This is a genomic window from uncultured Sphingomonas sp., assembly GCF_964244235.1.
Classification (GTDB): domain Bacteria; phylum Pseudomonadota; class Alphaproteobacteria; order Sphingomonadales; family Sphingomonadaceae; genus Sphingomonas.
Genome location: NZ_CAXTII010000012.1, coordinates 18425 through 45016, shown reverse-complemented (window position 1 = coordinate 45016; position 26592 = coordinate 18425). Strand labels below are relative to the sequence as shown.

26 protein-coding genes and 1 pseudogene are annotated in these 26592 nt (G+C 66.5%); 16 read left to right on the top strand and 11 right to left on the bottom strand.

What is annotated here, in order from left to right:
* The 5 genes from ACFE7D_RS04040 to ACFE7D_RS04020 form a co-directional block, all read right to left on the bottom strand.
* Nucleotides 1-400: acyl-CoA dehydrogenase N-terminal domain-containing protein (locus tag ACFE7D_RS04040; protein ID WP_375394144.1), on the bottom strand; the 400-nt coding region annotated here is incomplete at its 3' end.
* A gap of 4 nt (nt 401-404) precedes the next feature.
* Complete coding sequence (locus ACFE7D_RS04035) at nt 405-827, bottom strand: MerR family DNA-binding transcriptional regulator (protein ID WP_375394143.1); 423 nt, start codon at nt 825-827, stop codon at nt 405-407.
* A 61-nt stretch (nt 828-888) separates the two neighbouring features.
* Nucleotides 889-1383 (bottom strand): hypothetical protein, encoded by a 495-nt coding sequence (locus ACFE7D_RS04030; RefSeq protein WP_375394142.1) that lies wholly within the window; start codon nt 1381-1383, stop codon nt 889-891.
* Nucleotides 1380-1736: a phosphoribosyl-AMP cyclohydrolase gene (gene hisI / locus ACFE7D_RS04025; protein WP_375394141.1), complete on the bottom strand. Its 357-nt coding sequence runs from the start codon at nt 1734-1736 to the stop codon at nt 1380-1382. The genes ACFE7D_RS04030 and hisI overlap by 4 nt, the downstream gene beginning before the upstream one ends.
* Nucleotides 1737-1815: 79 nt before the next feature.
* Complete coding sequence (locus tag ACFE7D_RS04020; RefSeq protein WP_375394140.1) at nt 1816-2064, bottom strand: Rho termination factor N-terminal domain-containing protein; 249 nt, start codon at nt 2062-2064, stop codon at nt 1816-1818.
* A gap of 129 nt (nt 2065-2193) precedes the next feature.
* On the opposite strand from ACFE7D_RS04020, the gene purF reads away from it, so the two are divergent.
* Together purF and ACFE7D_RS04010 are read left to right on the top strand one after the other, a co-directional pair.
* Complete coding sequence (gene purF, locus ACFE7D_RS04015) at nt 2194-3651, top strand: amidophosphoribosyltransferase (protein WP_375394139.1); 1458 nt, start codon at nt 2194-2196, stop codon at nt 3649-3651.
* 8 nt (nt 3652-3659) lie between these two features.
* Nucleotides 3660-4367 (top strand): SDR family NAD(P)-dependent oxidoreductase, encoded by a 708-nt coding sequence (locus ACFE7D_RS04010; RefSeq protein WP_375394138.1) that lies wholly within the window; start codon nt 3660-3662, stop codon nt 4365-4367.
* A 5-nt stretch (nt 4368-4372) separates the two neighbouring features.
* Here the strand turns inward: ACFE7D_RS04010 and ACFE7D_RS04005 are convergent, their stop codons facing one another.
* The 5 genes from ACFE7D_RS04005 to ACFE7D_RS03985 form a co-directional block, all read right to left on the bottom strand.
* Nucleotides 4373-5587: a class I SAM-dependent methyltransferase gene (locus tag ACFE7D_RS04005; RefSeq protein ID WP_375394137.1), complete on the bottom strand. Its 1215-nt coding sequence runs from the start codon at nt 5585-5587 to the stop codon at nt 4373-4375.
* Between the two features lie 39 nt (nt 5588-5626).
* A complete protein-coding gene (locus tag ACFE7D_RS04000; protein ID WP_375394136.1) occupies nt 5627-6979 on the bottom strand; it encodes a cryptochrome/photolyase family protein in 1353 nt (450 codons plus the stop codon).
* A gap of 135 nt (nt 6980-7114) precedes the next feature.
* Entirely contained in the window at nt 7115-8143 is a 1029-nt protein-coding gene (locus ACFE7D_RS03995; RefSeq protein WP_375394135.1) for a 2-oxoacid:ferredoxin oxidoreductase subunit beta, read from the bottom strand.
* A gap of 66 nt (nt 8144-8209) precedes the next feature.
* A complete protein-coding gene (locus ACFE7D_RS03990) occupies nt 8210-10081 on the bottom strand; it encodes a 2-oxoacid:acceptor oxidoreductase subunit alpha (RefSeq protein ID WP_375394134.1) in 1872 nt (623 codons plus the stop codon).
* A gap of 2 nt (nt 10082-10083) precedes the next feature.
* Entirely contained in the window at nt 10084-11088 is a 1005-nt protein-coding gene (locus ACFE7D_RS03985) for a histone deacetylase (RefSeq protein ID WP_375394133.1), read from the bottom strand.
* A gap of 74 nt (nt 11089-11162) precedes the next feature.
* On the opposite strand from ACFE7D_RS03985, the gene ACFE7D_RS03980 reads away from it, so the two are divergent.
* The 8 genes and pseudogenes from ACFE7D_RS03980 to ACFE7D_RS03945 all read left to right on the top strand — a co-directional run.
* On the top strand, nt 11163-12191 hold the full coding sequence (locus ACFE7D_RS03980) for an alpha/beta hydrolase (protein ID WP_375394132.1): 1029 nt from the start codon (nt 11163-11165) through the stop codon (nt 12189-12191).
* A complete protein-coding gene (locus ACFE7D_RS03975) occupies nt 12188-12703 on the top strand; it encodes an RNA pyrophosphohydrolase (protein ID WP_375394131.1) in 516 nt (171 codons plus the stop codon). Before ACFE7D_RS03980 ends, ACFE7D_RS03975 begins: the two co-directional genes overlap by 4 nt.
* Nucleotides 12704-12718: 15 nt before the next feature.
* A complete protein-coding gene (locus ACFE7D_RS03970) occupies nt 12719-13660 on the top strand; it encodes a YdiY family protein (RefSeq protein WP_375394130.1) in 942 nt (313 codons plus the stop codon).
* Between the two features lie 39 nt (nt 13661-13699).
* Nucleotides 13700-14905 carry a hydrolase gene (locus tag ACFE7D_RS03965; protein ID WP_375394129.1) on the top strand — a complete coding sequence of 402 codons (1206 nt, stop codon included), beginning with the start codon at nt 13700-13702 and terminating at the stop codon, nt 14903-14905.
* Nucleotides 14902-15918, top strand: a complete 1017-nt coding sequence (locus ACFE7D_RS03960) for an arginine N-succinyltransferase (protein ID WP_375394128.1) — start codon at nt 14902-14904, stop codon at nt 15916-15918. The genes ACFE7D_RS03965 and ACFE7D_RS03960 overlap by 4 nt, the downstream gene beginning before the upstream one ends.
* Nucleotides 15918-17153, top strand: coding sequence for an N-succinylarginine dihydrolase (locus ACFE7D_RS03955; protein WP_375394127.1), 1236 nt, complete (start codon nt 15918-15920; stop codon nt 17151-17153). Before ACFE7D_RS03960 ends, ACFE7D_RS03955 begins: the two co-directional genes overlap by 1 nt.
* 151 nt (nt 17154-17304) lie before the next feature.
* Nucleotides 17305-17523 (top strand): hypothetical protein, encoded by a 219-nt coding sequence (locus ACFE7D_RS03950; protein WP_375394126.1) that lies wholly within the window; start codon nt 17305-17307, stop codon nt 17521-17523.
* A 29-nt stretch (nt 17524-17552) separates the two neighbouring features.
* Nucleotides 17553-18290 (top strand): annotated as a pseudogene (locus ACFE7D_RS03945) (3'(2'),5'-bisphosphate nucleotidase CysQ); the annotation flags it as partial.
* On the opposite strand, the gene ACFE7D_RS03940 reads toward ACFE7D_RS03945, so the two are convergent.
* On the bottom strand, nt 18173-20335 hold the full coding sequence (locus ACFE7D_RS03940) for a M3 family metallopeptidase (RefSeq protein ID WP_375394125.1): 2163 nt from the start codon (nt 20333-20335) through the stop codon (nt 18173-18175). The pseudogene ACFE7D_RS03945 and the gene ACFE7D_RS03940 sit on opposite strands and share 118 nt — an antisense overlap.
* Nucleotides 20336-20532: 197 nt before the next feature.
* Between ACFE7D_RS03940 and ACFE7D_RS03935 the strand changes: the two genes are divergently transcribed.
* The 6 genes from ACFE7D_RS03935 (at nt 20533) to ACFE7D_RS03910 (ending at nt 26579) form a co-directional block, all read left to right on the top strand.
* On the top strand, nt 20533-22035 hold the full coding sequence (locus ACFE7D_RS03935; protein ID WP_375394124.1) for a hypothetical protein: 1503 nt from the start codon (nt 20533-20535) through the stop codon (nt 22033-22035).
* 125 nt (nt 22036-22160) lie between these two features.
* Complete coding sequence (gene pstS, locus ACFE7D_RS03930; protein ID WP_375394123.1) at nt 22161-23195, top strand: phosphate ABC transporter substrate-binding protein PstS; 1035 nt, start codon at nt 22161-22163, stop codon at nt 23193-23195.
* A gap of 68 nt (nt 23196-23263) precedes the next feature.
* Nucleotides 23264-24229: a phosphate ABC transporter permease subunit PstC gene (pstC, locus tag ACFE7D_RS03925; RefSeq protein ID WP_375394122.1), complete on the top strand. Its 966-nt coding sequence runs from the start codon at nt 23264-23266 to the stop codon at nt 24227-24229.
* An 11-nt stretch (nt 24230-24240) separates the two neighbouring features.
* Nucleotides 24241-25098 (top strand): phosphate ABC transporter permease PstA, encoded by an 858-nt coding sequence (gene pstA / locus ACFE7D_RS03920; RefSeq protein WP_375394121.1) that lies wholly within the window; start codon nt 24241-24243, stop codon nt 25096-25098.
* An 11-nt stretch (nt 25099-25109) separates the two neighbouring features.
* Complete coding sequence (locus tag ACFE7D_RS03915; protein WP_375394120.1) at nt 25110-25970, top strand: phosphate ABC transporter ATP-binding protein; 861 nt, start codon at nt 25110-25112, stop codon at nt 25968-25970.
* Between the two features lie 84 nt (nt 25971-26054).
* Nucleotides 26055-26579 (top strand): gamma carbonic anhydrase family protein, encoded by a 525-nt coding sequence (locus ACFE7D_RS03910; protein ID WP_375394119.1) that lies wholly within the window; start codon nt 26055-26057, stop codon nt 26577-26579.
* The last annotated feature ends 13 nt before the right edge of the window (nt 26580-26592 follow it).

The following is a 26592-nucleotide window of genomic DNA, read 5'->3' as shown; positions in this document are numbered from 1 at the left end:
CGCCGTGCGACAGGCCGGGATACATAGCGAAGGCCATGTTCGCAGAGATCATATATTCCTGGAACGCGGTCGAGACGACGTGGGGCATGCCCTGCCCGCCGAATGCCTCGGGAGCGCCGAGCGTGCCCCAACCCGACTCGACGAACTGCGCATAGGCAGCTTTGAAGCCGTCGGGAGTCGTCACCGATCCGTCGTCGTGCCGGGTGCAGCCCTGCTGGTCGCCGGAATAGTTGATCGGGAACAGGACCTCGGCGACGAATTTGCCGCCCTCGTCCAGCACCGCATCGACCACGTCGGGAGTCGCGTTCCGGAAGCCGGGGATGTTCGCATGGCCCTGCAGGCCGACGACGTGCTCCAGTACGAAGCGCGTATCGCGGACGGGTGGCGTATACTGTGGCATGGGATCAGTGTCCTTTGGTATCTTGCGCGCGACCGGCTTCCAGCAGCGTGACGAAATCGGTGAGTTCGGCGATGGCGGCATCGATGTCGCGCTTCTGCACCTCGAGCAGTTCGATCCGTGTCCGGCCACGATCGATCGCGACCTGGCGCTGAAGACGGCGACCGTCGCCGATATCGTATAGGTCGATCATCTCGCGGATTTCGCCGAGCGAAAAACCGACCCTCTTGCCGCGCAGGATCCAGGCCAGCCGTGCGCGATCCCGGTGCGAATAGAGCCGCTGCGTCCCCCGGCGCTGCGGCGCGATAAGCCCCTCGTCCTCGTAGAAGCGAAGTGCGCGCGCGGTCACGTCGAATTCTGCGGACAAGTCCGAGATCGAGAATTGATCCTGCCCGGGCCGTAACGGCACCGCCGCCTGGGCGACGGACATTGTTGAATTTCGAGCGGCTTTCGGCATGAAGCGTTCAAAATAGATACGCCTTACGTATACGTCAACCGGCGCAGAGCGATCGTCCGCCGGGTGTGCGAAGCGTTGCGGCCTCCGACACGGATCCGCTTTGCCGATCGACCGCAAGCGCAGCGAACGACGCGCGGCCGACGCACAATTGGTTGCAGGCGCCCGGCACTTCGGGCGGGAAGATGATCCGTTCGCCATCGAAGATTGCGGTCATCCGGCACGCACCGAAACGTATGTCGAGCCGGCCACCCGATCGCACCACCGTCCCCGACGCCGCACAACCCTGACCCTCGCCGTAATCGACCAGCGCACCAATCCGCTCATCGCCGCCCGGCCGCCCCGGAACGATGCACACGCGGTCGGTATCCCGCGCCCAGGAACCGAGGATGGGAGAGCCCGGGTCGGGGACAAGACCGCGGACCAGCGCCGCGGCTTCCAGTCGGCCGCCGGGCGTATCGGTATTGCCGACCGCGGTATCATGTCGGGAACATCCGGCGAGCAGCAGCAGAGCAAGGGCGACAAACCTCACAGCGCGATCAGCCCGTTACCCTCGACACGGCGATAGAAACAGCTGTCGGCACCGGTATGGCATGCCGGGCCCGCGGGATCGACGATCAGCCACAGCACATCCTGGTCGCAGTCGATCCGCATCTCGACGACGCGCATGACGTTACCCGAGGTTTCGCCCTTCTTCCACAACCGCCCCCGGCTGCGCGACCAGAAAACCGCTTCGCCGCTCGCTTGTGTCGCCGCCAACGCATCGGCGTTCATGTGCGCGACCATCAGCAGCGCCCCGGCACGATTGGTAACCACGGCCGTGACGAGGCCGGAAGCATCGTATTTCGGGTCGAGCATCAACGAGGTTTCGCGGGGATCGGGCATGCCGCTGTTCTAGCCTTCCGGCCGGCCAAGAGAAAGCGGGTGTGCGGTTCGGCGGTGGCCGCACGCGGATGCACTCGGCTCAATCCTTGCGGATAGCCTTTATCAGCTCCGCTTTCGACATCGCCGATCGCCCCGCAACTCCGATCTCCCGCGCCTCCCTCAGTATATCGACCTTGGTGCGATCCTCCAGCCTGGTCGCCCGCTGATCGAGCGTGCCGGCGGCTTTCGCATTGGCGATCCGCGCCGCCTTTCCCTTCGACGCGCCTTGCTTGCGCAGGTCGTCGTACAGCGTGTCGTCCTTCACGGACGGGCCATGATCCGTCGCCATCTGAGTGCTCCTGTCCGAAGCGTCCCGAACGAGCGATGCGACGGATCGCTCCTTTGATCATGACAAAAGCGCGACAAACGCGGATGTCGGACCTATATGGCGGTCGCTTCGCAAGTGGACCCCCACCCCATGCCGACGACCCATCCGTTCGATGACGACACGCTGCACGAGGAGTGCGGCATCTTCGGCGTGTCGGGAAGTGATGGCGCGGCCGCGCTCGTCGCGCTCGGGCTCCACGCGCTTCAGCACCGGGGTCAGGAGGCCGCGGGGATTACCAGCTTCGACGGGTCGAACTTTCACACGCACCGCGCGATGGGGCACGTCGCGGGCAATTTCGACCGTGACGATATCATCCGCGCGCTGCCGGGCACCGTCGCGTCGGGCCATGTCCGCTATTCGACGACCGGCGAGACCGCGCTTCGCAACGTACAGCCGCTTTACGCCGACCTGTCGACCGGCGGCTTTGCGATCGCACACAACGGCAATATCTCGAACGCGATGAAGCTGCGGCGCGATCTCGTCCGGCGCGGGTCGATCTTCCAGTCTACCAGCGACACGGAGACGATTATACACTTGGTCGCGACCTCGAACTACCGCACGCTGATGGATCGGTTCATCGATGCGCTGAAGCAGATCGAGGGTGCCTATTCGCTGATCGTCATGACGCCGGAGGGAATGATCACCTGCCGCGATCCGCTCGGCATCCGGCCGCTCGTCATGGGGCGGCTCGACGAGTCGATCATCTTCGCGAGCGAGACGGTGGCACTCGACGTCGTCGGCGCGACGTTCGAGCGCGCCGTGGAACCCGGCGAGCTCATCATCGTGCAAGGGTCCGACATCCGTTCGATCCATCCGTTCGCACCCGTCGCGTCGCGGCCGTGCATCTTCGAATGGGTCTATTTCTCGCGCCCCGATTCGATCGTCGATGATCACTCGGTCTATTCGGTGCGGAAGAACATCGGCGCGCAGTTGGCGGAAGAATCGCCGGTGGAGGCGGATATCGTCATTCCCGTCCCCGATTCGGGCGTGCCCGCCGCCATCGGCTATGCGCAGGCGTCGGGCATTCCGTTCGAACTCGGGATCATCCGGTCGCATTATGTCGGCCGTACGTTCATTTCGCCCGGCGACAAGGTCCGGCATCTGGGCGTCAAACTGAAGCACAATGCCAATCGCGCGCTCATCAAGGGCCAGCGGGTCATCCTCGTCGACGACTCGATCGTCCGCGGCACGACCAGCCTCAAGATCGTCCAAATGATGCGCGATGCGGGGGCGGCGGAGGTGCATATGCGGATCGCCAGTCCGCCGACGCGGCACAGCTGCTTCTACGGCGTCGACACGCCCGAGCGCGCCAAGCTGCTCGCCGCCAAGCACGATGTCGGCGGGATGACCGATTTCATCCATGCCGACAGCCTGGCCTTCGTGTCGATCGATGGGCTGTACAAGGCGCTGGGTGAGGCGCGGCGCGCGGACATCCGTCCCAAATATTGCGACGCGTGCTTCACCGGCGACTATCCCACCACGCTCACGGACCAGGACGAAAGCGTTCAGGTCGACCAGTTTGCGCTCCTTGCCGAGCGGATGAACTGAGGGTTCCCATGACGAAACCATTGCAGGACCAACTCGCGCTCGTGACGGGCGCCAGCCGGGGCATCGGCGCCGCAACCGCGATCGCGCTCGGCGCGCTCGGCGCGCACGTCGTGCTGACCGCGCGGACGGCCGGCGGGCTGGAGGCGGTCGAGGAGGCGATCCACGCCGCCGGCGGCTCGGCGACCATCGCGCCGCTCGATCTGACCCAGGCCGACAGCATCGCCAGGCTGGGCACCGCGATCGGCGAGCGGTGGCAGGCGCTGGACATGCTGGTCCTGAACGCCGCCACGCTTGGATCGCTGGCGGCAGTGCCCGCGATCGACCCGAAGGAATTCGCGCACCTGCTGACGCTGAACGTCAGCGCGCAGGTCGCGCTGATCGCGGCGTTCGATCCGATGCTGCAAAAGGCGAAGGCCGCGCGTGTGGTCGGCATCACCTCGAGCGTCGGTCGTAAACCGCGCGCCTTCTGGGGGGCGTACGGCGCATCCAAGGCGGCGTTCGAGACGATCGTGCAGGCGTATGGCGACGAGATGGCGGGGATCAGCGGCATCCGCACCGCGATCGTCGATCCGGGCGCGACCCGAACGGCGATGCGGGCAAGGGCCTATCCGGGGGAGGACCCGGCATCGGTCAAGGACCCGCAGGTCGTCGCGGTGCGGATCGCGGCCTTGATGGAAGACGGGTTCGCGCAGGGGCATTTCGAGCGGGTAGGATAAAGCCACTACTCCTTGACCAACGTGACCTGCGCCACGGTGATCCCACCGCCGCGAAACCCGCCCTCGCAATACATCAGGTAATAGCGCCACATCGCGACGAACCGCGTGTCGAACCGCGCGGGGAGCCGCCCCTCGGCCACCGCCGCATCGAACGCCATCCGCCACCGACGAAGCGTTTCGGCATAGTCAGGACCGAAAGTGACGTGATCCATCCATGCCAGCCCCCGCGCCCCGGCCAGCGCGCGAAACCGGCTGTCGGACAGCAGCATCCCGCCTGGAAATACATGGCGCTGGATGAAATCCACCCCGACCGCGTAAGCCGGAAATATGTCGTCGGCGATCGCGATATACTGGATTGCGGCGCGGCTGCCCGGTTCAAGGACGCGAGCGATCGTGTCGAGATACGCACCCCAATAATGCTGACCGACGGCTTCGACCATCTCGATACTGACCACCGCGTCGAAGGTGCCGACGACGTCGCGGTAATCGGTCAGCGTGACGGTCACGCCGTCCGGTATCCGCGCCTCGACCGCCGCCTTCTGTTCGGTCGAAAGCGTCAGCGCCTGGACGCGCCGCCCCGCCGCTACCGCGACTTGCGCGAACGAGCCCCAGCCGCAGCCGATCTCCAAGATCGTGTCGCCGGGCGCGGTGCCGGTCCGGTCCAGGATCGCCGTGAGCTTGCGATCCTGCGCCGCCGCCAGCGTATCGCCATCGCCGAAGATCGCGCTGGAATAGGTCATCCCCGGATCGAGCCATTCGCGGTAGAAATCGTTGCCGAGATCGTAATGCTCGGCGATATTGCGTCTCGCCCCCGCGCGGTGGTTGCGGCGTAGCGCGTGCCAGCCGCGGAGCGCGAGCCGCTGCCATCCGCCCGCCCGCGCCGACGCCCCGAGCGATACGCGGTTGCGCATGAACAGATCGAACAAGGGCACCGGATCGGGGCTCGACCAGTCGCCCGCCGCCCAGCCCTCGTACCAGCCGACCGATCCTGCGGTCGCGAGCCGGACAAGCGCGCGCCAGCGGTGGATGGCCACGATCGGCAACGGGCCCTCCCGCCGCCCGCCGAGCAGCCGGCGCGTTCCGTCCGGCAGGCTCGCCTCGATTCCCCCTTCGACCAGTCCGGCGTCGATCCGGTCGAGCAGACGGTGGAACATGGGCGCGAGCATCCGTGCGATCGCGCCGCCACTTCGCTTCTCCACCGTCATGCCTTGCGCGTTCATCGCGCCGGTCCATGCCGGAGCGGCACGGTGTAGGAAAGGTCAGACCGCCGCGTTCGCCGCCAATGCCCGCTCGCGCCCCTCGCGGTGACCGATGATCTTCGCCGGATAGTCGCGCGGACGGCATCCCGCCTCGTCCGGATCGTGGATAGCGGCACCGGCGACACCCGCCAGTTCGGGCACCCAGGTCCTGATATAATCGCCCGCGTCGAACTTCTCCGACTGGCCGAGCGGCGCCATGATCCGCCCGAACATGTTCGAATCGACGCCTGTGCCCGCGACCCATTGCCAGTTGACGCTGTTGTTGCCGTAATCGGCATCGACCAGACAGTTCCAGAACCAGCGTTCCCCCTCGCGCCAGTCGATCAGCAAATGCTTCACGAGGAAACTCGCGGTGATCATCCGGACGCGGTTGTGCATCCAGCCGCTCGTCCAGAGTTGCCGCATCCCGGCATCGACGATCGGATAGCCGGTGCGGCCCTGCTCCCACGCCTTCAGGTCCTGCGGGCTGTTCCGCCAAGGCAGCGTGTCGTAGCGCGAACGGCCGTTGATCTCGCCGTAATCGGGCATTTCGAGGACCACGCCGTCGGTGAAATCGCGCCAGGCCAGTTCCTTGCGGAACGTCTGCAGCCCCACTCCCTGCCCATCCAGGGCGTGCCAGACATGCCGCGCGCTGACCTCGCCGAAATGCAGATGCGGCGACAGACGCGATGTACCCTCGACGGCGGGCAGGTTGCGATCGGTGTCGTAACCGGCGGTGCTCTTCGCGAACCGCTCGACCGCGCGGCGCGCATCCGTTTCGCCCGGCGTCCAGTCCCTGAAGCCCGCTGACCAGTCGGGCCTGGTCGGCAGCAACGCCCAGCCGGCGAGCGCGTCGCTTTTCGGCCAGGCATCGGGCGCTGCGATCCGGTCGGGAACGGGTAGCGGGCGGTCGGGCGGCATCCGCTGCGACAATGCCTTCCAGAACGAGGAATAGACCCTGAACTGGTTACCGGAACCGGTGGTGACGCTCTCGATCCGCGCGAGATGGTTGCCTTCGTGCAAGTACAGAGCATCGCCAAGCGCATCCTCAGCCTTGCGCCACCACGGTTCGTAATGGCGGATGGCATGGATCCGGGTCGCGCCGGTTTCGGCCATCAGTTCCTTCAGGACGGTGACGGCATCGCCGCGGCGAAGGATCAGGCTGCTGCCCTTGGCTTTCAGCGCTTTGCCATGCGACTCCAGGCTATGGTGAAGCCACCAACGCTGCGCGCCGCCCATCGCCCATTCCCCGGGGGCGTCGTCGTCGAGGATGTAGACCGGGATGACCGGGCCCTCACCGGCCGCGGCGATCAGCGCCGGGTGATCGTGGAGGCGCAGGTCCTGGCGAAGCCAGAGGAGGGTGGATTGGGTCAATCAAATCCTCCCCGCTCGCGAGGAGGGGAACCGCGCTCGCAGAGCGTGGTGGAGGGGGTTCTCCACGAGCCATATCGCCTGTGGAGAACCCCCTCCACCAGCTTCGCCGGTGCCCCTCCCCGTGCGGGGGAGGAATTAGATAACATGCGGTTCCTTTTCCACCTGCCAGGTCTGCCCCTTGCTCAACAGCTTTTGTAGATCAGGCATCTTCCCCGCGCTCGCCTGCGCGTTCTGCGCGATTACCGCGCTTTCGAAGGTCGGGGCGGGGTCGTCGTACAGGACGCCGAGCGCCATCGGATGGCTGCCGAACGGCATCTCGACCAGCATGTGCGCGAGGCTGCGGTTGGTCTGGTCGTGGACGACCAGCGCGGAGACATCGCCGTCCACCACATCGACCACGTCGAGCGTCAACGTCGCGGTGTTCAGGGTCAGCCCCCTGGTACCGCCCGCGAACACCAGCGGCTTGCCATGCTCGACCCACATCTGCGCACCGGCGGCGTTCGCCTTTTCAGTGAAGGGCGCGAACACGTCGTCGTTGTAGACGATGCAGTTCTGGAAGATCTCGCAGAACGCCGTGCCCTGATGCGCGTACGCCGCCTTCAGGACGCCCACGAGGTTCTTGTGCACGTCGATCCCGCGCGCCACGAACCGCGCCCCGCTGCCGAGCGCGAACGCGCACGGGTTGGCGGGGCGATCGACCGAGCCGAGCGGGGTCGAGGGGCTGAGCGTGCCGACACGCGAGGTCGGCGAATATTGGCCCTTGGTCAGCCCATAGATCTCGTTGTTGAACAACAGTACCTGGCAGTTCAGGTTGCGGCGGATCAGGTGCATCGTGTGGTTGCCGCCGATCGACAGCGCGTCGCCGTCACCGGTTATGATCCATACGTCGAGGTCCGGATTGGCCAGCTTCACCCCCGTCGCCACCGCCGGCGCGCGGCCATGGATGGTGTGGAAGCCGTAGGTCTCCATATAATAGGGGAAGCGCGAGGAGCAGCCGATGCCGCTGACGAACACGGTGTTCTCCGGCCGCGCGCCGATTTCCGGCATGGTGCGCTGCACCGCCTTCAGGATCGCATAGTCGCCGCAACCGGGGCACCAGCGCACCTCCTGATCGGTTTCCCAATCCTTGGGCTTGGTGGCGGAAATTGGCGTCATGTCGTTCATGGTCGCGGGAGCCTTCGAACTGGCCGGAAGTGGAGGAAGTGGAGGAGTGCCATCACATCCTCCACATCACGCGAAATAGCCGTCGATCGCCGCCTCGATCTCCGCGATCTTGAACGGCTGGCCGCTGACCTTGTTCAGCGGTCGCGCGTCGACGAGATACTGGTCGCGAAGAACCGTCTTGAGCTGGCCGGTGTTCATTTCGGGGACGAGGATATGCTGATAGCCGCGCAGTAGGACAGCCATATTGCGCGGCATCGGCCAGATGTGGCGGATGTGGATGTGATGGACGTCCAGCCCCCGCTTGCGCGCCCGCCGCACCGCCTGGTGGATCGGGCCGAAGGTGGATCCCCAGCCGACGATCGCGAGCATGCCCGACGTCTCGCCCAGCTCGACCTGCTGGTCGGGCACGACGATACCATCGACCTTGGCCTTGCGGATGTCGGTCATTTCCTGGTGGTTGGCCGGCGCATAGTCGATATTGCCGGTGCCGTTCTTCTTCTCGATCCCGCCGATGCGGTGGAGCAGCCCCGGCGTCCCCGGCTTGGCCCAGGGGCGCTTGAGCGTATCGGCATCGCGGGCATAGGGAAGAAACCCACCCTCGGGCTTTTCCGTGGCGAACGTCACCGGGAACGGCGCGTACGTGCTCATGTCGGGCACCTTCCACGGCTCGGCGGCGTTCGCGATATAGCCGTCGGTCAGCACCATCACCGGGGTCATATATTGCGTCGCGATCCGCACCGCCTCGATCGCCACGTCGAAGCAGTCCGCCGCCGACCGCGCGGCGATGACCGGCATCGGCGCGTCGCCGTTGCGGCCATAGACCGCCTGGTACAGGTCAGACTGTTCCGTCTTGGTGGGCAGACCCGTGGACGGCCCGCCACGCTGCGAATTGACGATCACCAGCGGCAATTCGGTCATGATCGCCAGACCCATCGCCTCGCCCTTAAGCGCGATGCCTGGGCCCGAGGATGAGGTAACCCCCAGATGCCCGGCATAGGACGCGCCGATCGCCGAAGCGATCGCGGCGATCTCGTCCTCCGCCTGGAACGTGGTGACGCCGAACTCCTTCAGCCGCGACAGGCTGTGCAGGATGGCGGACGCCGGGGTGATCGGATAGCCGCCGAAGAACATCGGCAGCCCCGCCAGCTGTGCGCCCGCGACGAGGCCCAGGCTGATCGAATCCGCCCCCGTCACCGTCCGCCACAGCCCCGCCTCGACCGGCGCGACGCCGACATGATGCTGCTTCATCGGGCCCGCCAGCTCGGCGGTCTCGCCGTAAGCGTGACCCGCGTTCAGGGCCGCGATGTTCGCCTCCGCAAGCGTCGGTGCCTTGGCGAACTTCGCGGTCAGCCAGTCGACGATCGGCTGCCGGTCCCGGTCGAACATCCAGAGCGCAAGCCCGAGCGTCCACATGTTCTTGCATCGAAGCGCTTCCTTGTTGCCGAGCCCGAACGGCTTCACCGCATCCATCGTCAGCTGCGAGATATCGAAGCTCATCAACTGCCATTTGCCGAGCGATCCGTCGGTCAGCGGGTTGGCAGCGTACTTCGCCTTGGCGAGGTTGCGGTCGCCGAACTCGCCCTCGTCGGCGATGATGAGACCGCCGGGGCGGAGCGCGTCGACATTCGTCTTGAGCGCCGCCGGGTTCATCGCGACCAATACGTCCAGCTCGTCGCCCGCGGTCTCGATCGCGGTCGAGCCGAAGTTGATCTGGAATGCGGAGACGCCGAACAGCGTGCCCAGCGGGGCGCGGATCTCGGCGGGGAAATCGGGGAAAGTCGCGAGGTCGTTGCCCGCCAACGCGGTGGACAGCGTGAACTGCCCGCCCGTCAGCTGCATCCCGTCGCCGCTGTCGCCGGCAAAGCGCACGACGATCGACTCGGATGGCGGATGGGCGGACGCCTCGGCGGGGGTCACTTCATGCGCGGCGGTGGCCATCATTATTCCTGTGAGACTATCGAATTCGCACATCCTCTATGCCCGGGATGCACGGGAACCAAGTTAGAATGATCCGGGTAGGAGACAAGCGGGGGTTGGGGCCGGGTATCGACCGCGAGCGCCTCGCCGAGCGTCAGGATCGCCGCGACGTGCCGCCGCGCGATCTCCAGCGTGTCGTCGCCATAGCCGCCGCCGACCGTGCTGGCGAGCGGGATGCCACGCTCGCGGACCAACCGTGCCACCAGATGTTCGCGCTGCGCCAGTCCATCCAGCGTCAACGCCAACCGCCCCAGCCGATCGCCGGCGAACGGATCCACCCCGGCCTGGTACAGGACGATCTCGGGCCGCATCTCGTCGAGGAACGGTGCCAGCGTTTCCTCCAGCGTCATGAGGTAGGCGGCGTCTTGCAACCCGTCCGCCAACGGCACGTCCAGCGTCGATCGCGCCTTTCGCGCCGGAAAATTCTTCGCCGCATGGATCGAATAGGTCGCGATCCCCGGGCGGCCGGCGAGCAGCGACGCGGTGCCGTCGCCCTGATGGACGTCGACATCGACGACCGCGACACGCGCCACGACGCCCTCTTCGATCAGCCGCACCGCCGCGATCGCGAGATCGTTGAACACGCAATACCCCGCCCCCGTCGCGGCGAGCGCATGGTGGCTGCCGCCTGCGCTGTTCGCCGCGAAGCCATGCTCGAGCGCCAGCTGAGCCGCGAGCCACGTGCCGCCCGGCACGACCTGTGCGCGGCGCGCGACCGTATCGGTCACCGCGAAGCCGATCCGCCGTTCCTTTTCGCGCGGCACCTGCGCGGACAGCACTTCGCCGACATAGTCCGCGTCGTGCACCGCCTCCAGCCAGCGGCGCGGCATCGGTTCGGGTTCGTGCCACGCAATCCGACCCCCCTCGTCATGCAACAGATCGCGGATCGCGCCGTTCTTGCCCCAGCGATAGGTCGATCGCACCGAGGTCTTGAACACGTAATCGGGGTGGTGGATGATCGGGATCACGGGGCACAGGTAGCGATGAAGGACCGATCGCCCAAGCAACCGATATCAAGAGCGACGGCAAAAGGAGAGTGCGCATGACCGATACGCTGATCGATGTCCCCGCAGCGAAGCCTGCCGAAGCCGCGCCCTATGTGCGGCCGGATGCGCGCGGCTTCCTGGCGTATCTCAACAGCGTGCCCGGCCCCAAGATGCACGAGATGGACGCACCGGCGGCCCGGCAGGTGTATCTGGCGATGAAGGACGTCGCCGATCTGCCGCTCGGCGAACTCGGCGCGGTGGTCGATCTGGAAATTCCGGGCCCGGCAGGCACGATCCGCGCGCGACTGTTCGATGTCGCGGCCACTCGCGCGCCCGGGCCGGCGATGATGTTCTTCCATGGCGGCGGGTTCGTGATCGGCGATATCGACACGCATGCCAGCGCCTGCGCGGCGATATCGCGCGGGCTGGGCATGCCCGTGATTTCGGTCGATTATCGCCTGGCACCCGAATGCCCCTGGCCCGCCGCGCCGGAGGATTGCGAAGCGGCGTCGCGCTGGGTCGCGGGAAGCCCGGCCGCGCTCGGACGGACCGTGACGAGCCTCGTCCTGTGCGGCGACAGCGCCGGGGGCACGTTGACGATCACGACCGCCATGGCGTTACGCGACGAACCCGCCGCGGTACCCGTCATCGTCCAGGCCCCGTTGTATCCCGCTGCCGATGCGATGAAGGAATATCCGTCCTATGCGCAGTTCGCGGAGGATCATCTTCTCACGCGCGACGGCATGGAATGGTTCATGGCGGCGTATCGACCCGATGCGACGCACTGGCGCGCATCGCCTTTGTCGGGTGACCTGACAGGCTTGCCACCCGCCGTTATCGTTACCGCCAGCCTCGACCCGATCCGCGACCAGGGCCGCGCCTATGCCGCCGCGCTGATCCAGCATGGCGTGCCCGTGGTGTACCGCGAGGCGGTGGGCAATGTGCATGGCTTTCTCAGTCTGCGGCAGGCGATCCCGTCGAGCCAGGGCGACGTCGCCGGCTTCCTGGCGGCGGTGAAGGCGATGGTCGCGGAGGTCGAAGGTGCGCGGGTATCGGCGCAGGCCGCGGGAGGATCTGTCACATGATCGACCCCGTCTCCCTGCCCTACCGCCCCTGCGCCGGCATCATGCTCCTCAACCGGCAGGGCCAGGTTTTCGTCGGGCAGCGGATCGATTCGACGCTCGAGGCGTGGCAGATGCCGCAGGGCGGGATCGATCCGGGCGAGGACGCACGGGATACCGCGGTGCGCGAACTGGGCGAGGAAACTGGGATCGCGCCCGAACATGTCGAACTGATTGCGACCGCGCCCGAGGACCTGACCTACGACCTGCCGGCCGAGATGGTCGGCAAGGTCTGGAAGGGCCGATATCGCGGCCAGCGGCAGCGGTGGTTCCTGTTCCGGTTCCTCGGCACCGACACGGACGTCGATATCGCGACCGCGCACCCGGAGTTTCGCGCGTGGCGCTGGATCGATCCGGACGACCTTCCGCACATGATCGTGCCCTTCAAGCGCGATCTGTACGAGCAGGTGCTGGCCGTCTTTCGGCCCCATCTCGACGCAGCGGCCGCCGGGACGGTTCCCAACCGCGGCGGCTGACGGTAAGGCCTGCACGTGTCGCTTATCCTCGTGTCCTTGCCTGCGCTGGTCCTGATTGCCGCCGCGCCGATCCCGGCGGCGACCGCGCATAATCCGGGCGGCGCGGCGGACCAGACCGACGTCCCCATTCCGGAGGCGATCCGCGCGATGCTGGATGCGGCAATCGCATCGGGCAACGACACCGACGTCGCGACGATCGTCAAATATGCCCGTACCGCCGATCCGCTGAGCGGCGACGCGGTGTCCGCCATCGCGCAGGCATGGCGGACCGACCGCGACCGCCAGCATACCGACCGGGTCCGTGAGGCGCGGTTCGTCGATCTGTGGACCGGCAAGGCCGAGCTGGGCGGTTTCCTGACGACGGGCACGTCGGATACCAAGGGGCTGACCGGTGCCTTGTCCGCCACGCGCGAGGGCATTCTCTGGCGCCAGAAATTCCATGCACAGATCGATTACCAGGAAAGCCTCGGCATCACGACGCGCGAGCATTTTCTTGCCTCGTACGAGCCGAACTACAAGCTCGACGAGCGGGCCTATGTCTACGGCGCGTTCAGTTATGAAAGCGATCGGACCCTGGGGTTCTACGATCGTTATTCCGGATCGGTCGGGCTTGGTTACAGCGCGATCAAGAAACCTGCCATGTCGCTCGATATCGAACTCGGCCCCGGCTACCGCGACACCGGCTTCACCGACGACACGCGCCAGAGCAGCATCGCCGTCCGCGGGACGCTGGATTTCAAATGGCATCCGCTGTCGGGCGTGACGGTCAGCCAGGCGGCATCCGCCTATGTCCAGCGTTTCGACAGCACGCTGGGCGGTACGACGGCGCTCGCCGCGAAACTGATCGGGCCGTTGTCGGGGCAGGTGTCATACAATATCCAGTATGAAAGTGAGCCGCCGGCGGGGTCGTCCGGCACCAACACCACGACACGCGCCGGGCTGGTCTACAGCTTCTGACGCTTTGCGCCCGCGCGTCGCGGACGATAGGGTCCGGCGATGACGCTTTCCGCCACCGAGACCGACGCCGTCGCCGCGCTCGACGCCGAAGCGATGCTGGCACAGGTCGAGACATGGGCCGCAATCAACAGCGGCACGGGCAACCTGTCCGGGCTGGCGACGATGGCGGCAATGTTGGGCGACTCGTTCGCTGTGCTCCCGGGAGAGATACAGCTGGTCGAACCGGCGCCCGTCGAAACCATCGCTGCGAACGGACGAGCCGTGGCGCTCGACCATGGCCGGCACCTGACGCTGTCGGTTCGCCCGGACGCGCCGGTGCAGCTGTTGCTCACGGGGCACATGGATACGGTGTACCCGGTGGATCACGCGTTCCAGACGGTCGCGCGGATCGATCAGGCGACGTTGGGCGGCCCCGGCGTCGCCGATATGAAGGGCGGTTTGGCGGTGATGCTTGCGGCATTGCGCGCCGTGGAGACGACGCCGCTGGCGGCCCGGATCGGTTATACCGTCGTCGTCAATTCGGACGAGGAGACGGGTTCGCTGTCCTCCGCCGCGCTGCTCGCCGAAACCGCGCGGGGCAAGCTGGCCGCGCTGACCTACGAACCGGCCTTGCCCGACGGCACGCTCGCAGGTGCCCGCGGCGGAACGGGCAATTTCTCGATCCTGGTCCGGGGCCGCAGCGCGCATGCCGGGCGCAACCCGGAAGACGGTCGCAACGCAATCGTCGCCGCGGCCGATCTGGCGCTACGGTCGAGCAAGACGGCGGGCGCTGGGCTGACCGTCAACCCTGCACGGATCGATGGCGGCGGGCCGAACAATGTCGTGCCGGACCAAGCGGTGCTTCGCATCAATTTCCGCCCCGCGGACGACGCCGCGATCGACCGTGCACGCGCGCAGCTCGACGCCGCCGTCAGCGCGGTCGCGGCGGACCACGACGTCGCCATCACCGTCCATGGCGGCTTCAACCGGCCACCCAAGCCGATCGACGCCGATGCCGCGCGGCTTTTCGCGCTGGTGAAGGACGCGGGCGCGGACCTGGGTCTCGACATCGGCTGGCGCGCGACGGGCGGCGTGTGCGACGGCAACAACATCGCCGCGGCCGGCGTACCGGTCATCGACACGATGGGCGTCCGTGGCGGCGCGATCCATTCGCCCGACGAATTCATGCTGATCGACAGCCTGGCCGAACGCGCCGCCCTGTCCGCGGTCACCATCCTCCGCCTCGCCGGGCGGGGCCGGCTGTGAGCTTCCGGATCCGCGCCGCGAACGACGGCGACCTGGCGCATCTGTACGAGATGGCGAAGCTGACCGGCGGTGGTTTCACCAACCTGCCGGCGGACCGGCGAGCGCTGGAGGCCAAGCTGGACCGCAGCCGCGAGGCGTTCGCGCGCGATGCCGAAACCATCGCCGACGAATTGTTCGTGCTGGTGCTGGAGGACACGGCGACGCACGAGGTGCGCGGTACGTGCCAGATCTTCACCCAGGTCGGACAGACGCACCCCTTCTACAGCTACCGAATCGGCATATTGACGCAGCACAGCCGCGCGCTCGACCGCACGTTCCGCGCCGAGATGCTCAGCCTTGCCACCGATCTGGAGGGGTCGAGCGAGGTCGGTGGGCTGTTCCTTCATCCGGGCGAGCGCGCGGGCGGATTGGGGCTTTTGCTGGCCCGCGCGCGCTATCTCTTCATCCGGATTCACCGCGCGCGTTTTGCCGATCGCATATTGGCGGAGCTGCGCGGGGTGATGGACGAAACCGGCGGATCACCCTTCTGGGACGGGCTGGCGGGCCGGTTCTTCGCGATGAATTTCCAGGATGCCGACAGCTTCAACGCCATGAACGGCCACCAGTTCATTGCCGACCTGATGCCCAAACACCCGATCTATACCGCGATGCTCTCCGACCATGCGCGCGCCGCGATCGGTCTGCCGCACCCGTCGGGTCGGGCGGCTATGCGGATGCTGGAGAACGAGGGGTTCGCGTTCGAGAATTATGTCGACATCTTCGATGGCGGCCCGACTATGACCGCACGCACCGATCGCGTGGCGACGATCGCCAATGCGCGGGAGCGCACGATCCTGGCGGTGGACGGCGAAGGCGGCACCGAATCCCTGGTCGCGACCGGCCGCCTGCAGGATTTCCGCTGCGCCTACGGCAAGGTGCAGGTGGCCGGCGACGGGATCGCGATCGACGCGGAGGGTGCGGCGGCGCTGGGCGTCGGCACCGGCGATGTCGTCCTGCATATCGGCCGGTTGTGATGGCGGTGGTGGAAATCAACTTCGACGGGATCGTCGGTCCGAGCCATAATTATGCCGGGCTTGCACCGGGCAATCTCGCCGCCACGCAAAATGCCGGCGCGATCTCGCGCCCGAAGGCGGCGGCGCTGCAGGGGCTGACCAAGATGCGCGCGGCGATCGACCTCGGGCAGGTTCAGGCCATCCTGCTGCCGCACCCGCGCCCGAACCATCGCTGGCTGACGTCGCTGTCGACCGATTACGATGCGGCGAGCGCACATCTGCGCGCGCAGGCGCTGTCCGCATCGGCGATGTGGGCGGCGAATGCGGCGACGGTATCCCCCGCGGCGGATACCGTGGACGGGCGCTGCCACCTGACGATCGCGAACCTGATGACGATGCCGCATCGCAGCCACGAATGGCCAGCGACGCTGGCACAGTTGCGGCTCGCCTTCGCCGACCCGGCATTCGCGGTCCACGCCCCCGTCCCCGCCCCGTTCGGCGACGAAGGCGCGGCAAACCATATGCGGCTGGGCGACCCAGCCGCGGCGGGTGTCGAGATCTTTGTCCACGGCGCGCCAGGCGGCCCCTTCCCGGCGCGCCAGCACCGCGAAGCCAGCGCGGCGGTCGCGCGGTCGCACGGCGTGAAGACGGCGCTGTTCGTCCAGCAATCCGCTGAGGCGATCGCCGCCGGCGCGTTCCACAACGATGTCGTCGCGGTCGCGAACCGCAACATCATCTTCGCGCATGAACAGGCGTTCGCCGACCGGGTGCGCTTCTATGCCGACCTGAAAGCCGCCTGCCCGGCGATCGAGATCGTGGAAGTTCCGGCGTCTGCGGTATCGCTCGACGATGCGATCCGATCGTACCTCTTCAACGCGCAATTGCTGTCGACCGATCGCGGCACGACGCTGTTGCTGCCCGACGAAGCACGCGAGAACCCGCGCGTCTGGCGCTGGCTGGAGACGATGGTCGCCGGGAACGGCCCGATCCGCCGGCTGCGGACGATCGACGTTCGCGAATCGATGGCGAATGGCGGCGGCCCGGCGTGCCTGCGCCTGCGAGTCGCCGCCGACCCGGCGACGATCGATCCGCGCTTCCTGGTCGACCAGGCGAAGATCGGCCGGATCATGCGGATCGTCGAGGCGCATTGGCCCGACGCCATCGACCCGTCCGCGATCGGCGATGCGGCGCTCATCGCGCAGATCGAACGGGCGCGGGCGGCGTTGCTCAAGGCGCTGGACCTCCCGGAACTTTAGACCCGCGTGCCGCCGTCGCGCTCGGGGCTTATGCCGGTCCCGCCGCCTGCCAGCCGGATCGGCCTGTCGGGTTAATTGACAGCTAACCATATCCTTCAATCCCGGATCGGCGGAAATCCGCAATCGGCACGCGCTTTGCTGAGCCCCCGTCATGTGGATCAAACTCGCCAGGCTGTTCGTCATCAAGACCAAGTTCGAGGCCTTCCTCGTGATCTACGGTTTGGGTACAGGGGCGGTGGAACGCGGGTTTCACTATATGCAGCAATATCCCGGCTGGGGCGGCCGCATGCTGTTCGCCGCCTGCCCGATCGCGGTGTTCATGGCGGGCGCGCGGATCCTCGACTCGATCGAGCGCGCGGGGGCGGATTGACCCTCTCGCCCGGCGCGGCCGGTCGTGGCATGATCGCCGACATGGAACCGACGGACGCCGCCATCGCCCGCATGATCGCCGATGAAGCGGGGGCGTTGCTGCTCGACCTGCGCACGCGCGGCGGGTCGGGCAAGGCGCTGGGTGATGCGGGGGATCATGCCGCGAACGCGTTGATCGTCGGCCGACTTCGCGCCTTGCGGCCCGACGACTTCGTCTTGTCCGAAGAGGCGCGCGACGACCCGGCTCGCTGCGCGGCGCGGCGGGTGTGGATCGTCGATCCGCTGGACGGGACGCGCGAATATGCGGGCGGACGCGACGACTGGGCGGTGCATGTCGGGCTGGCGATCGATGGCGTCGCCGTGGTGGGCGCGGTCGCGCTGCCGGCGATGGGGCGAAGCTATGCGACCGACGACGCTCGCGCCGCGCCGGCAGCCGAGGGACGCCCGCGGATGGTCCTCAGCCGCACCCGCCCGCCCGCAATCGCATTGGCCGTCGCCGAACGGCTGGGGGCGGAAATGATCGCGATGGGATCGGCAGGCGCGAAGGCGATGGCGGTCGTTTCGGGGGATGCGGACATCTATCTGCACGACGGCGGCCAATATGAATGGGACAATTGCGCGCCCGCCGCGGTGGCGGTCGCGGCAGGGCTTCACGCATCGCGGATCGACGGATCGCCGCTCGTATATAATTGCCGCAACCCGTTGCTGCCGGATTTGCTGATCTGCCGGGCGGAACTGGCGACAGGGGTGCTGGCGGCAGTCGAAGCGGGTGACTGGGCCGCCAGCCCGTAATGCCTGAGCAGCGCATCCGGCCTGGCGGCACGCCCCCGATAGGCCGCAAAACTATCCGCCGCCGGTCGACTCGCGCCGCGCGACAGGATCTCGCGCCGAAACACGTCACCCGCCGCCGGGCCGGCCTCCGCGAACCCCTCGAACGCGTCCGCCGACAGCAATTCCGCCCATAGGTAACTGTAATAGCCCGCCGCATAGCCGCCGGCGAACACGTGCCCGAACGCATTGGCGAAGCGCGACCATTCAGGCGGTGCCATCACCGACACCTCCGCCCGAACTTCGGCGAGCGTCTGCTCGACCTGCGCACCGACCGCGGGGTTGAAATCGCGGTGCAGGCGCAGGTCGAAGGTCGCGAACTCGATCTGGCGAAGCAGGAACAGACCCGCCTGGAACCGCCGCGCGCCGAGCATCCTGTCGTACAGATCGTCTGGCAGCGCCGCGCCGGTGTCGACATGCCCTGACACCTCGGCAAGCGTCGCCTTGTCCCAGCCAAAATTCTCCATGAACTGGCTTGGTAATTCGACTGCATCCCATTCCACCGACGATATGCCGCCGATCGACGGCAGGTCGATCTCGGTCAGCACGTGGTGAAGCGCATGGCCAAATTCATGCAGCAACGTCAGCACGTCGTTGTGGCTCAGCAAGGCCGGCCGATCGGGCGTCGGCGGCGCGAAGTTGCACGTTAGATAGGCGACCGGCGTATAAGTCCGGTCGGCGTCACGGAAACGCGGTCGGCAGACGTCCATCCATGCCCCGCCCCGCTTGCCGCCGCGCGCGTGCAGATCGAGATAGACCCCCGCGAACGGGACGCCGGACACGCCGGCCAGATCATAATATAAGACGCCGGGGTTCCAGACCGAAACGTCTTCGCGCGCGATCAGACGCACGCCGTACAGCCGCTCGATCAGCGACCGGACGCCCGACAGGACACGCGGCAACGGGAAATACGCCTTGATCGCTTCCTCATCGACGCCGTGGCGCTGGCGGCGGAGGGCTTCGGTAACGAAGCCCATGTCCCAGGGCATCAGCGTTTCGATTCCGAATTCCGCCTTCGCGCACGCACGCGCGTCCGCCAGATCCGCCTCCGCCAGCGGGCGCGCACGTCGGGCGAGATCGGCGAGGAACGCCAGCGCCTCTTCCGCGGACTGCGCCATCTTGGTCTCGACCGAGCGTGCGGCGGCATCGGTAAAGCCAAGCAGCAGTGCGGATTCGTGCCGAAGCGCCACGATCTGCGCGATCCGCGCCGCGTTATCGAATTGCGGGCTGTCTGACTGGTCCGATGCCCGCGTATTGTACGCGCGGTAGACCCGCGCGCGCAGATCGCGGTCGGTCGCATAGGTCAGTATTGCCTGAACGCTTGGCTGACGAAGCGTCACCAGCCAGCCGTCCAGCCCCTTCTCGACGGCATAGCTTTTCAGGATGGCCAGCGCCGAGGGTGGCACCCCGGCAAGCGCGGCTTCGTCGGTCACCTGCTCGCTCCACGCCTCGGTCGCGTCCAGCACGGCGTTGCCGAATTCGGTGCCGAGCCGGCTGAGCGTCGTACCGATCTCGCGGAACCGCGCCTTTGCGTCACCCTCCAGCGCGACACCCGACAAGCGAAACGCGCGGATAGCGAGTTCGACGGCGCGACGATCGGCGGCGGGCAGGTCCGTAAAACCGGCACCATCGGCAACGCGAAGCAGCGCGGCGTACAGATCGCGATTCTGACCGGCGACGGCGAAATATTCGGACAGCATCGCCTGCGCATGCGCATGCGCGGCGCGAAGGTCCGGGGTATCGGCGACGCCGTGGAGATGCCCGACCGGCGACCAGCCGCGGCTGAGCGCGAAGTCCGCGCGTTCGCTTGCGAGCACGACATCGCCAAAGCCGCTCGCACTCGAACTGGTGATGCGATCGACCGCTGCGCGGTGGCCGTCGACCAGTGCCGTGACCGCGGGAACGACGTGCTCCGGTCTGATCGCGGCGAAATCGGGCAGGTCGGTATCGGTCAGCAGCGGATTGCCAATCGGAGCGTCGGTCATCGGTGTCCTCGAATCGTCTTCGCGCCGGATGTAGGGGAGCGGACGGCGCGGTGCGAGGTCGTGACCACGGCAAGTGCGGCTTAAGAGACACATAGTATTGCTGACTTAAAACTTTCACATAACTGTCCGACAAGAGTCATGAGGCCCGACTAGCGGCTCAATCGACCGGCGACGGGCCGGCATCCAAGGGGGACCCCATGACCGTGAAGACTTCTCTGCTCGCCGGAGCCGCCGTGCTCGCGCTGACCGGCGCTGCTGGCGCAGAGGCGGCGCCCGTCCGTCACCATGCTGCCTCGAGGCCCGCCGCCAACAAGGGCGAGATCGACGCGCTGAAGGCGCAGGTCGCCGAACTCACCGCGCGACTCGACGCGCAGGAAGAGGCGCAGCGCGCCACCCAGGCCCAGGCTTCGGTCGCCCAGACCCAGGCCGCCGACGCGACCGTGAAGGCGGATACCGCGCAATCGACCGCGCTCGCCGCGCAGCAGGCCGCACCGGCTCAGGTCGCGGCTGCGATGGGCAAACTGCCCAAGCCCAAGCCGAGCTGGGCCGACTCGACCGTGCTGTCCGGCCGCATGTATTTCAACTTCAGCAACCTCAACCAGCTGAACAACGGTGCCCGTCAGGGCAATGACGGCACCGGGTTCGACATCAAGCGCTTCTATTTCGGCGTCGATCACAAGTTCAACAACGTCTTCGCCGCCAACCTGACGATGGATGTCTCCAACGTCGTGGGCAACACGTCGAACAACAACTTTCCCGGCGCGCAGTCGAACGGCGCAACCACCGTCACGATCCCCGCGACGTGCGTGACGGGTACGGTCGCCTGCACTATCCCGGTACCGGCGGAAACGATCAACAACAACCTCGCGCTCGTCGGCCGCGGATTCTATATCAAGAAGGCCTATCTGCAGGCGACGCTGTCGCCGATGCTCGTCATTCGTGCGGGTTCGGCCGATCTGCCGTGGGTTCCCTTCATCGAGAGCCAATATGGCTATCGCCATATCGAGAACACGCTGATCGATCGTACCGGTTACGGCACCTCGGCGGACTGGGGCATCCACGTCCTCGGCGACTTCTTCGACAAGATCCTGTCCTATCAGGTGTCGTTCATCGACGGCGGCGGGTATCGCAACGTCAAGGTGACGAACTCGGTAGACGTCGAAGGCCGCGTATCGCTGCAGTACAAGGGTGCCTTCGCGGGTGTCGGCGGCTATAGCGGCAAGCGCGCCAACGACGTCCAGGGGCTGGTGCTGCCGACCGGGCTTGCCAAATTGCACACCGCGACGCGGCTCGATGCGGCAGCCGGGTACAAGTCCGCGCTGTTCACCGTCGGCGGCGAGTATTTCCACACCAAGGACTGGAACAACGTCGCCACCCTCGCCGAGGACAAGTCGAGCGGCTACACGGTGTTCGGCAACATCAATCCGATCCCCAAGTGGAGCGCATTCGGGCGCTACGATTGGGTCAAGCCGGCCGAGCTGACCAATCCCAATTTCAAGGATCATTACTTCAACGTCGGCCTGCAATATGAGCCGGTGAAGATCGTCGATCTGGCGCTGGTCTACAAGCGCGAGGCGGTCGATAACGGCCTGTTCGCGACGCAGAACGGCACGATCGGCGGAGCCAATGCGGCGGGTCTGCTGACCGGCGGGCGCGGCACCTATGACGAAATCGGCCTGTTCGGCCAGCTGCGCTTCTAGGTCCAAGCGCCAGACACTCGAAGGCTCGCGAGGAAAGGCCCGCGAGTCTTCGAGTTGTAACATCCGCACGTCATGAACAAATCATCACCCGGAGCGCTCGACGGCGTCCCAGACGGAGATCGGCTATGTACAAGAAACTCACTCTGGCGCTTGCGGGCGTCGCGATCACTGGTGCCGCGATGGCGGCCGACATCTCGGGCGCAGGCGCGACGTTCCCCGCCCCGGTCTATGCGCGCTGGGCCGAACTGTACAAGCAGCAGACCGGCCAGGCGCTGAACTATCAGGCGATCGGCTCGGGCGGCGGCATCAAGCAGATCAAGGCCAAGACCGTCGATTTCGGCGCCAGCGACAAGCCGCTGAAGCCCGAGGAACTCGCCGCGTCGGGCCTTTACCAGTTTCCGACCGTGGTCGGGGGCGTCGTGCCGATCATCAACCTGCCCGGCCTGGCCGCCGGCCGGATCAAGCTGAACGGCAAGATCCTGGGCGACATCTATCTCGGGAAGGTCAATCGCTGGAACGATCCCGAAATCCAGGGCGTGAACCAACAGCTGAAGCTGCCGGGTACGCCGATCACCGTCGTCCACCGTTCGGACGGGTCGGGCACGTCGTTCCTGTACACCTCGTTCCTGACGATGACGAACCCGGAATGGGCGTCGAAGGTCGGCGCGAGCGACTCGGTCCAGTGGCCGACGGGTCTGGGCGGCAAGGGCAATGACGGCGTCTCCGCCTTCGTGAAGCAGACGGTCGGTTCGATCGGCTATGTCGAATATGCCTATGCCAAGCAGAACAAGGCCGCCTACGCGCTGGTCTGCAACAAGACGGGCAAGTGCCCGGTGCCGGACGCGGCCGCATTCTCGGCCGCCGCTGCCGGCGCGCAGTGGAGCAAGGCACCGGGCAACTACCTGCTGCTGCTCAATCAGCCGGGCGCGAATTCGTGGCCGATCACGGGTGCGACGTTCATCCTCGTCTATCGCAACCAGGCCAACCCGGCCAGTGGCGAGGCCGTGCTGAAGTTCTTCGACTGGGCGTACAAGAGCGGCGACGCAGAAGCTGCGAAGCTCGATTACGTGCCGCTGCCCGCATCGGTGAAGACGCTGGTGCGTCATCAGTGGGCGGCGATGATCCAGTCGGGCGGGAAGCCGGTCTACGTCTCGCGTTGATCTTGCCCTGACGAAATGCGGGCGGTCCTTCGGGCCGCCCGTTTTCTGCGCCTGACGAAGAGGTAATCGTGGCCGTCGCATCCACCGCCGCTGGCAGCCCCGCTCCCCGCGAAGTCGCCGATCGCGGCGCTGCCCAGGAGGCGATCTTCCGCACGCTGTGCGCCACCGCGGCGACATTGCTGCTCGCGACGCTTGGCGGCGTGATCATAAGCCTGATCATCGGCGGCTGGCCGATCATCCGGAAATTCGGCTTCGGGTTCCTGACCAGCACGACCTGGGATCCGGTAGGCGACGTCTATGGCGCGGCGGGTCCGATCGTCGGCACGCTGGTCACCGCCTTCCTGTCGCTGCTGATGGCGCTGCCGCTGGCGACGGGGATCGCGGTATTCCTCGTCGAATTCTGCCCCAAGCGCGCGGCGCGACCGATCGCGATCGCCATAGAACTGCTCGCCGGCATTCCCTCGATCGTCTACGGCATGTGGGGGCTCTTCGTCCTCGCGCCCTGGTTCGCGCAGCACGTCCAGTTGCCGCTCATCATGAATGCGCAGCCGGGCTCCTGGATGGAGAAGATCGTCCAGGGTACCCCCAACGGCGCGAACATCCTGACCGCCTCGATCATCCTGGCGATCATGATCCTGCCCTATATGGCCGCGGTCTTCCGCGAGCTACTGCTGACCGTGCCGCCCCAGGTGCGCGAAGCCGGCTATGGCCTTGGCTGCACACCGTTCGAGGTCATGAAGTCGATCGCGATCCCCTATGTCGGCAAAGGCATGATCGGCGTGATCATGCTAGGCCTCGGCCGCGCGCTGGGGGAGACGATGGCGGTGACGTTCATCATCGGCAACTCGCACGGCTTCCCCCACGGGCTGTTCGACAGCGGATCGACGATCGCATCGACGATCGCGAACGAATTTGCCGAGGCGACCGGGGAAATGCACACCTCCGCGCTGATCGCGCTCGGCCTCGTCCTGTTCCTCATCACCTTCGCGGTGCTCGCCACCGCGCGGGCGCTGCTCGCTCGCAACGATCGATAGGGAGCAGCGACATGGCCCATCCCTCGTCCCGCACCGCCCGCTCGCAGCGGCGTCGCGTCGTCAACGGCGTGTTCGTCGTCGCCTGCGGCGGCGCCGCCGCCGTCGCGCTGCTGATGCTGGCCTTCATCCTGTGGTCGCTGGTGCTCAAGGGCATCGGCGGGATCAACCTGAACCTGTTCACGATGACCCAGCCTGCACCGGGTTCGGTCGGCGGTCTGGGCAATGCGATCGTCGGATCGCTGATGCTGTGCGGTCTGGGCATGGTCATTGCGCTGATCGTCGGCATTCTCGCGGGGACATGGCTCAGCGAATATGGCGGGCGGACCCGCTACGGCCATACGGTGCGGTTCCTGAACGACGTCCTGCTGTCCGCACCGTCGATCCTGATCGGGCTGTTCGTCTATCAGATCATGGTCGCGCACGTCGTCGGCCATTTCTCGGCGCTGGCAGGTGCCGTCGCGCTGGCGATCCTGGCGATGCCGGTCGTCACCCGCACCACCGAGGACATCCTGTCGCTCCAGCCGACCGCGCTGCGCGAAGCGGGCATGGCGCTGGGCGCGACGCGCGCGTTCGTCACGCGCAAGATCATATGGCGCGCAGGGCTTGCCGGCCTCGTCACCGCCGGGCTGCTCGGCTTCGCACGCATCTCGGGCGAGACCGCTCCGTTGCTCTTCACCTCGCTCGGCAACCAGTTCTACAGCACCAGCCTGACGAAGCCTATCGCCAGCCTGCCGACGACGATCTTCCAGTTCGCGCTCAGCGCCTATGACGATTGGCAGCAGCTCGCCTGGTCGGGTGCGCTGCTGATCGCGGCGTTCGTCCTCGCCATCAACATCGCCGGCCGCATGCTGGCACGGGAAAGCCGCTGATCATGGATATGATGACCGATCCCACCGCCTCCGAACAGGCGATGACGGTGCCGTCGAAGGAAAGCCTGATCCTGGAGGCGCGCAAGCTGGATTTCTTCTACGGCAAGACGCAGTCGCTGTTCGGCGTCGATCTGCCCGTCGAACGCAGCAAGATCACCGCGCTGATCGGTCCCTCGGGCTGCGGCAAGTCGACCCTGCTGCGCGCAATCAACCGGATTTACGAACTTTATCCCAAGCAGCATGCGACGGGCCGGATCCTACTGGACGGCATCGACGTGATGGCGGACCGTGCCAGCATCGCGCGGTTGAAGACGCGCGACGGCGAGGTCGAGGTTACCCAGTCGAAGCTGGATCTCGCGCATCTGCGCGCGCGGATCGGCATGGTGTTCCAGAAGCCGACACCGTTCCCGATGTCGATCTACGACAATATCGCGTTCGGCGTGAAGCTGTACCGCAAGCCTTCGCGGTCCGAGATGGATGGCATCGTCGAACGCGCGTTGAAGCGTGCGGCGTTGTGGGAAGAAGTGAAGGACAAGCTCAACACCTCCGGCCTCGGTCTGTCGGGCGGGCAGCAGCAGCGGCTGTGCGTCGCGCGCGGGATCGCGATCGACCCCGAAATCCTGCTGCTCGACGAACCGGCGTCCGCGCTCGACCCGATCTCGACGGCGAAGCTGGAGGAGACGCTGACCGAGTTGAAGCGCGAGCTGACGATCGTGATCGTCACGCACAATCTGCAGCAGGCGGCGCGGCTGTCGGATCATACCGGCTTCATGTTCCTGGGGCGGATGGTCGAATTCGGCCCCACCGCCGATTTCTTCGCGAACCCGCGGCTGAAGCGGACGCGGGATTATGTCACGGGGCGGTTCGGATAGGTTTCTCGCCCCCCCCACGCCACCCCGTCTCCGGCATGACGGAGGGGGTAGAGGACGCTATCGACGCGGCAAAGGATCCCGCCCATGCCCCTCTACGAACTCGCCGGACAACGCCCCGCTCTTGGCACCGACGCCTGGGTTGCCCCGAGCGCGGACCTGATCGCCGAGGTCGTGTTGGGTAACGAGGCCAATGTCTGGTTCGGGGCCGTGATCCGCGCCGACAACACGCGGATCGACATCGGCGCGCGCACCAATGTGCAGGAGGGTGCGATGCTGCATTCCGACCCTGACGCGCCGCTGACCGTCGGCGAGGACTGCACCATCGGCCATCACGCCATCCTGCACGGCTGCACGATCGCCGACCGGGTATTGATCGGGATGGGCGCGATCGTGCTGAACCGCGCAGTGATCGCCGCGGACTGTATCGTCGGCGCGGGCGCACTGGTGACCGAGGGCAAGACGTTTCCGCCCGGCAGCCTGATCGTCGGCAGCCCGGCGCGCGCGGTACGCGAACTGGATGCGACACAGCGCGCGATGCTGCCAGTGTCCGCGGCGCATTATGCGGCGAAAGCGAGGGCGTACGCGGCGGGCCTGGTGCGGGTGGATTGAGCCCCGTGCTCCT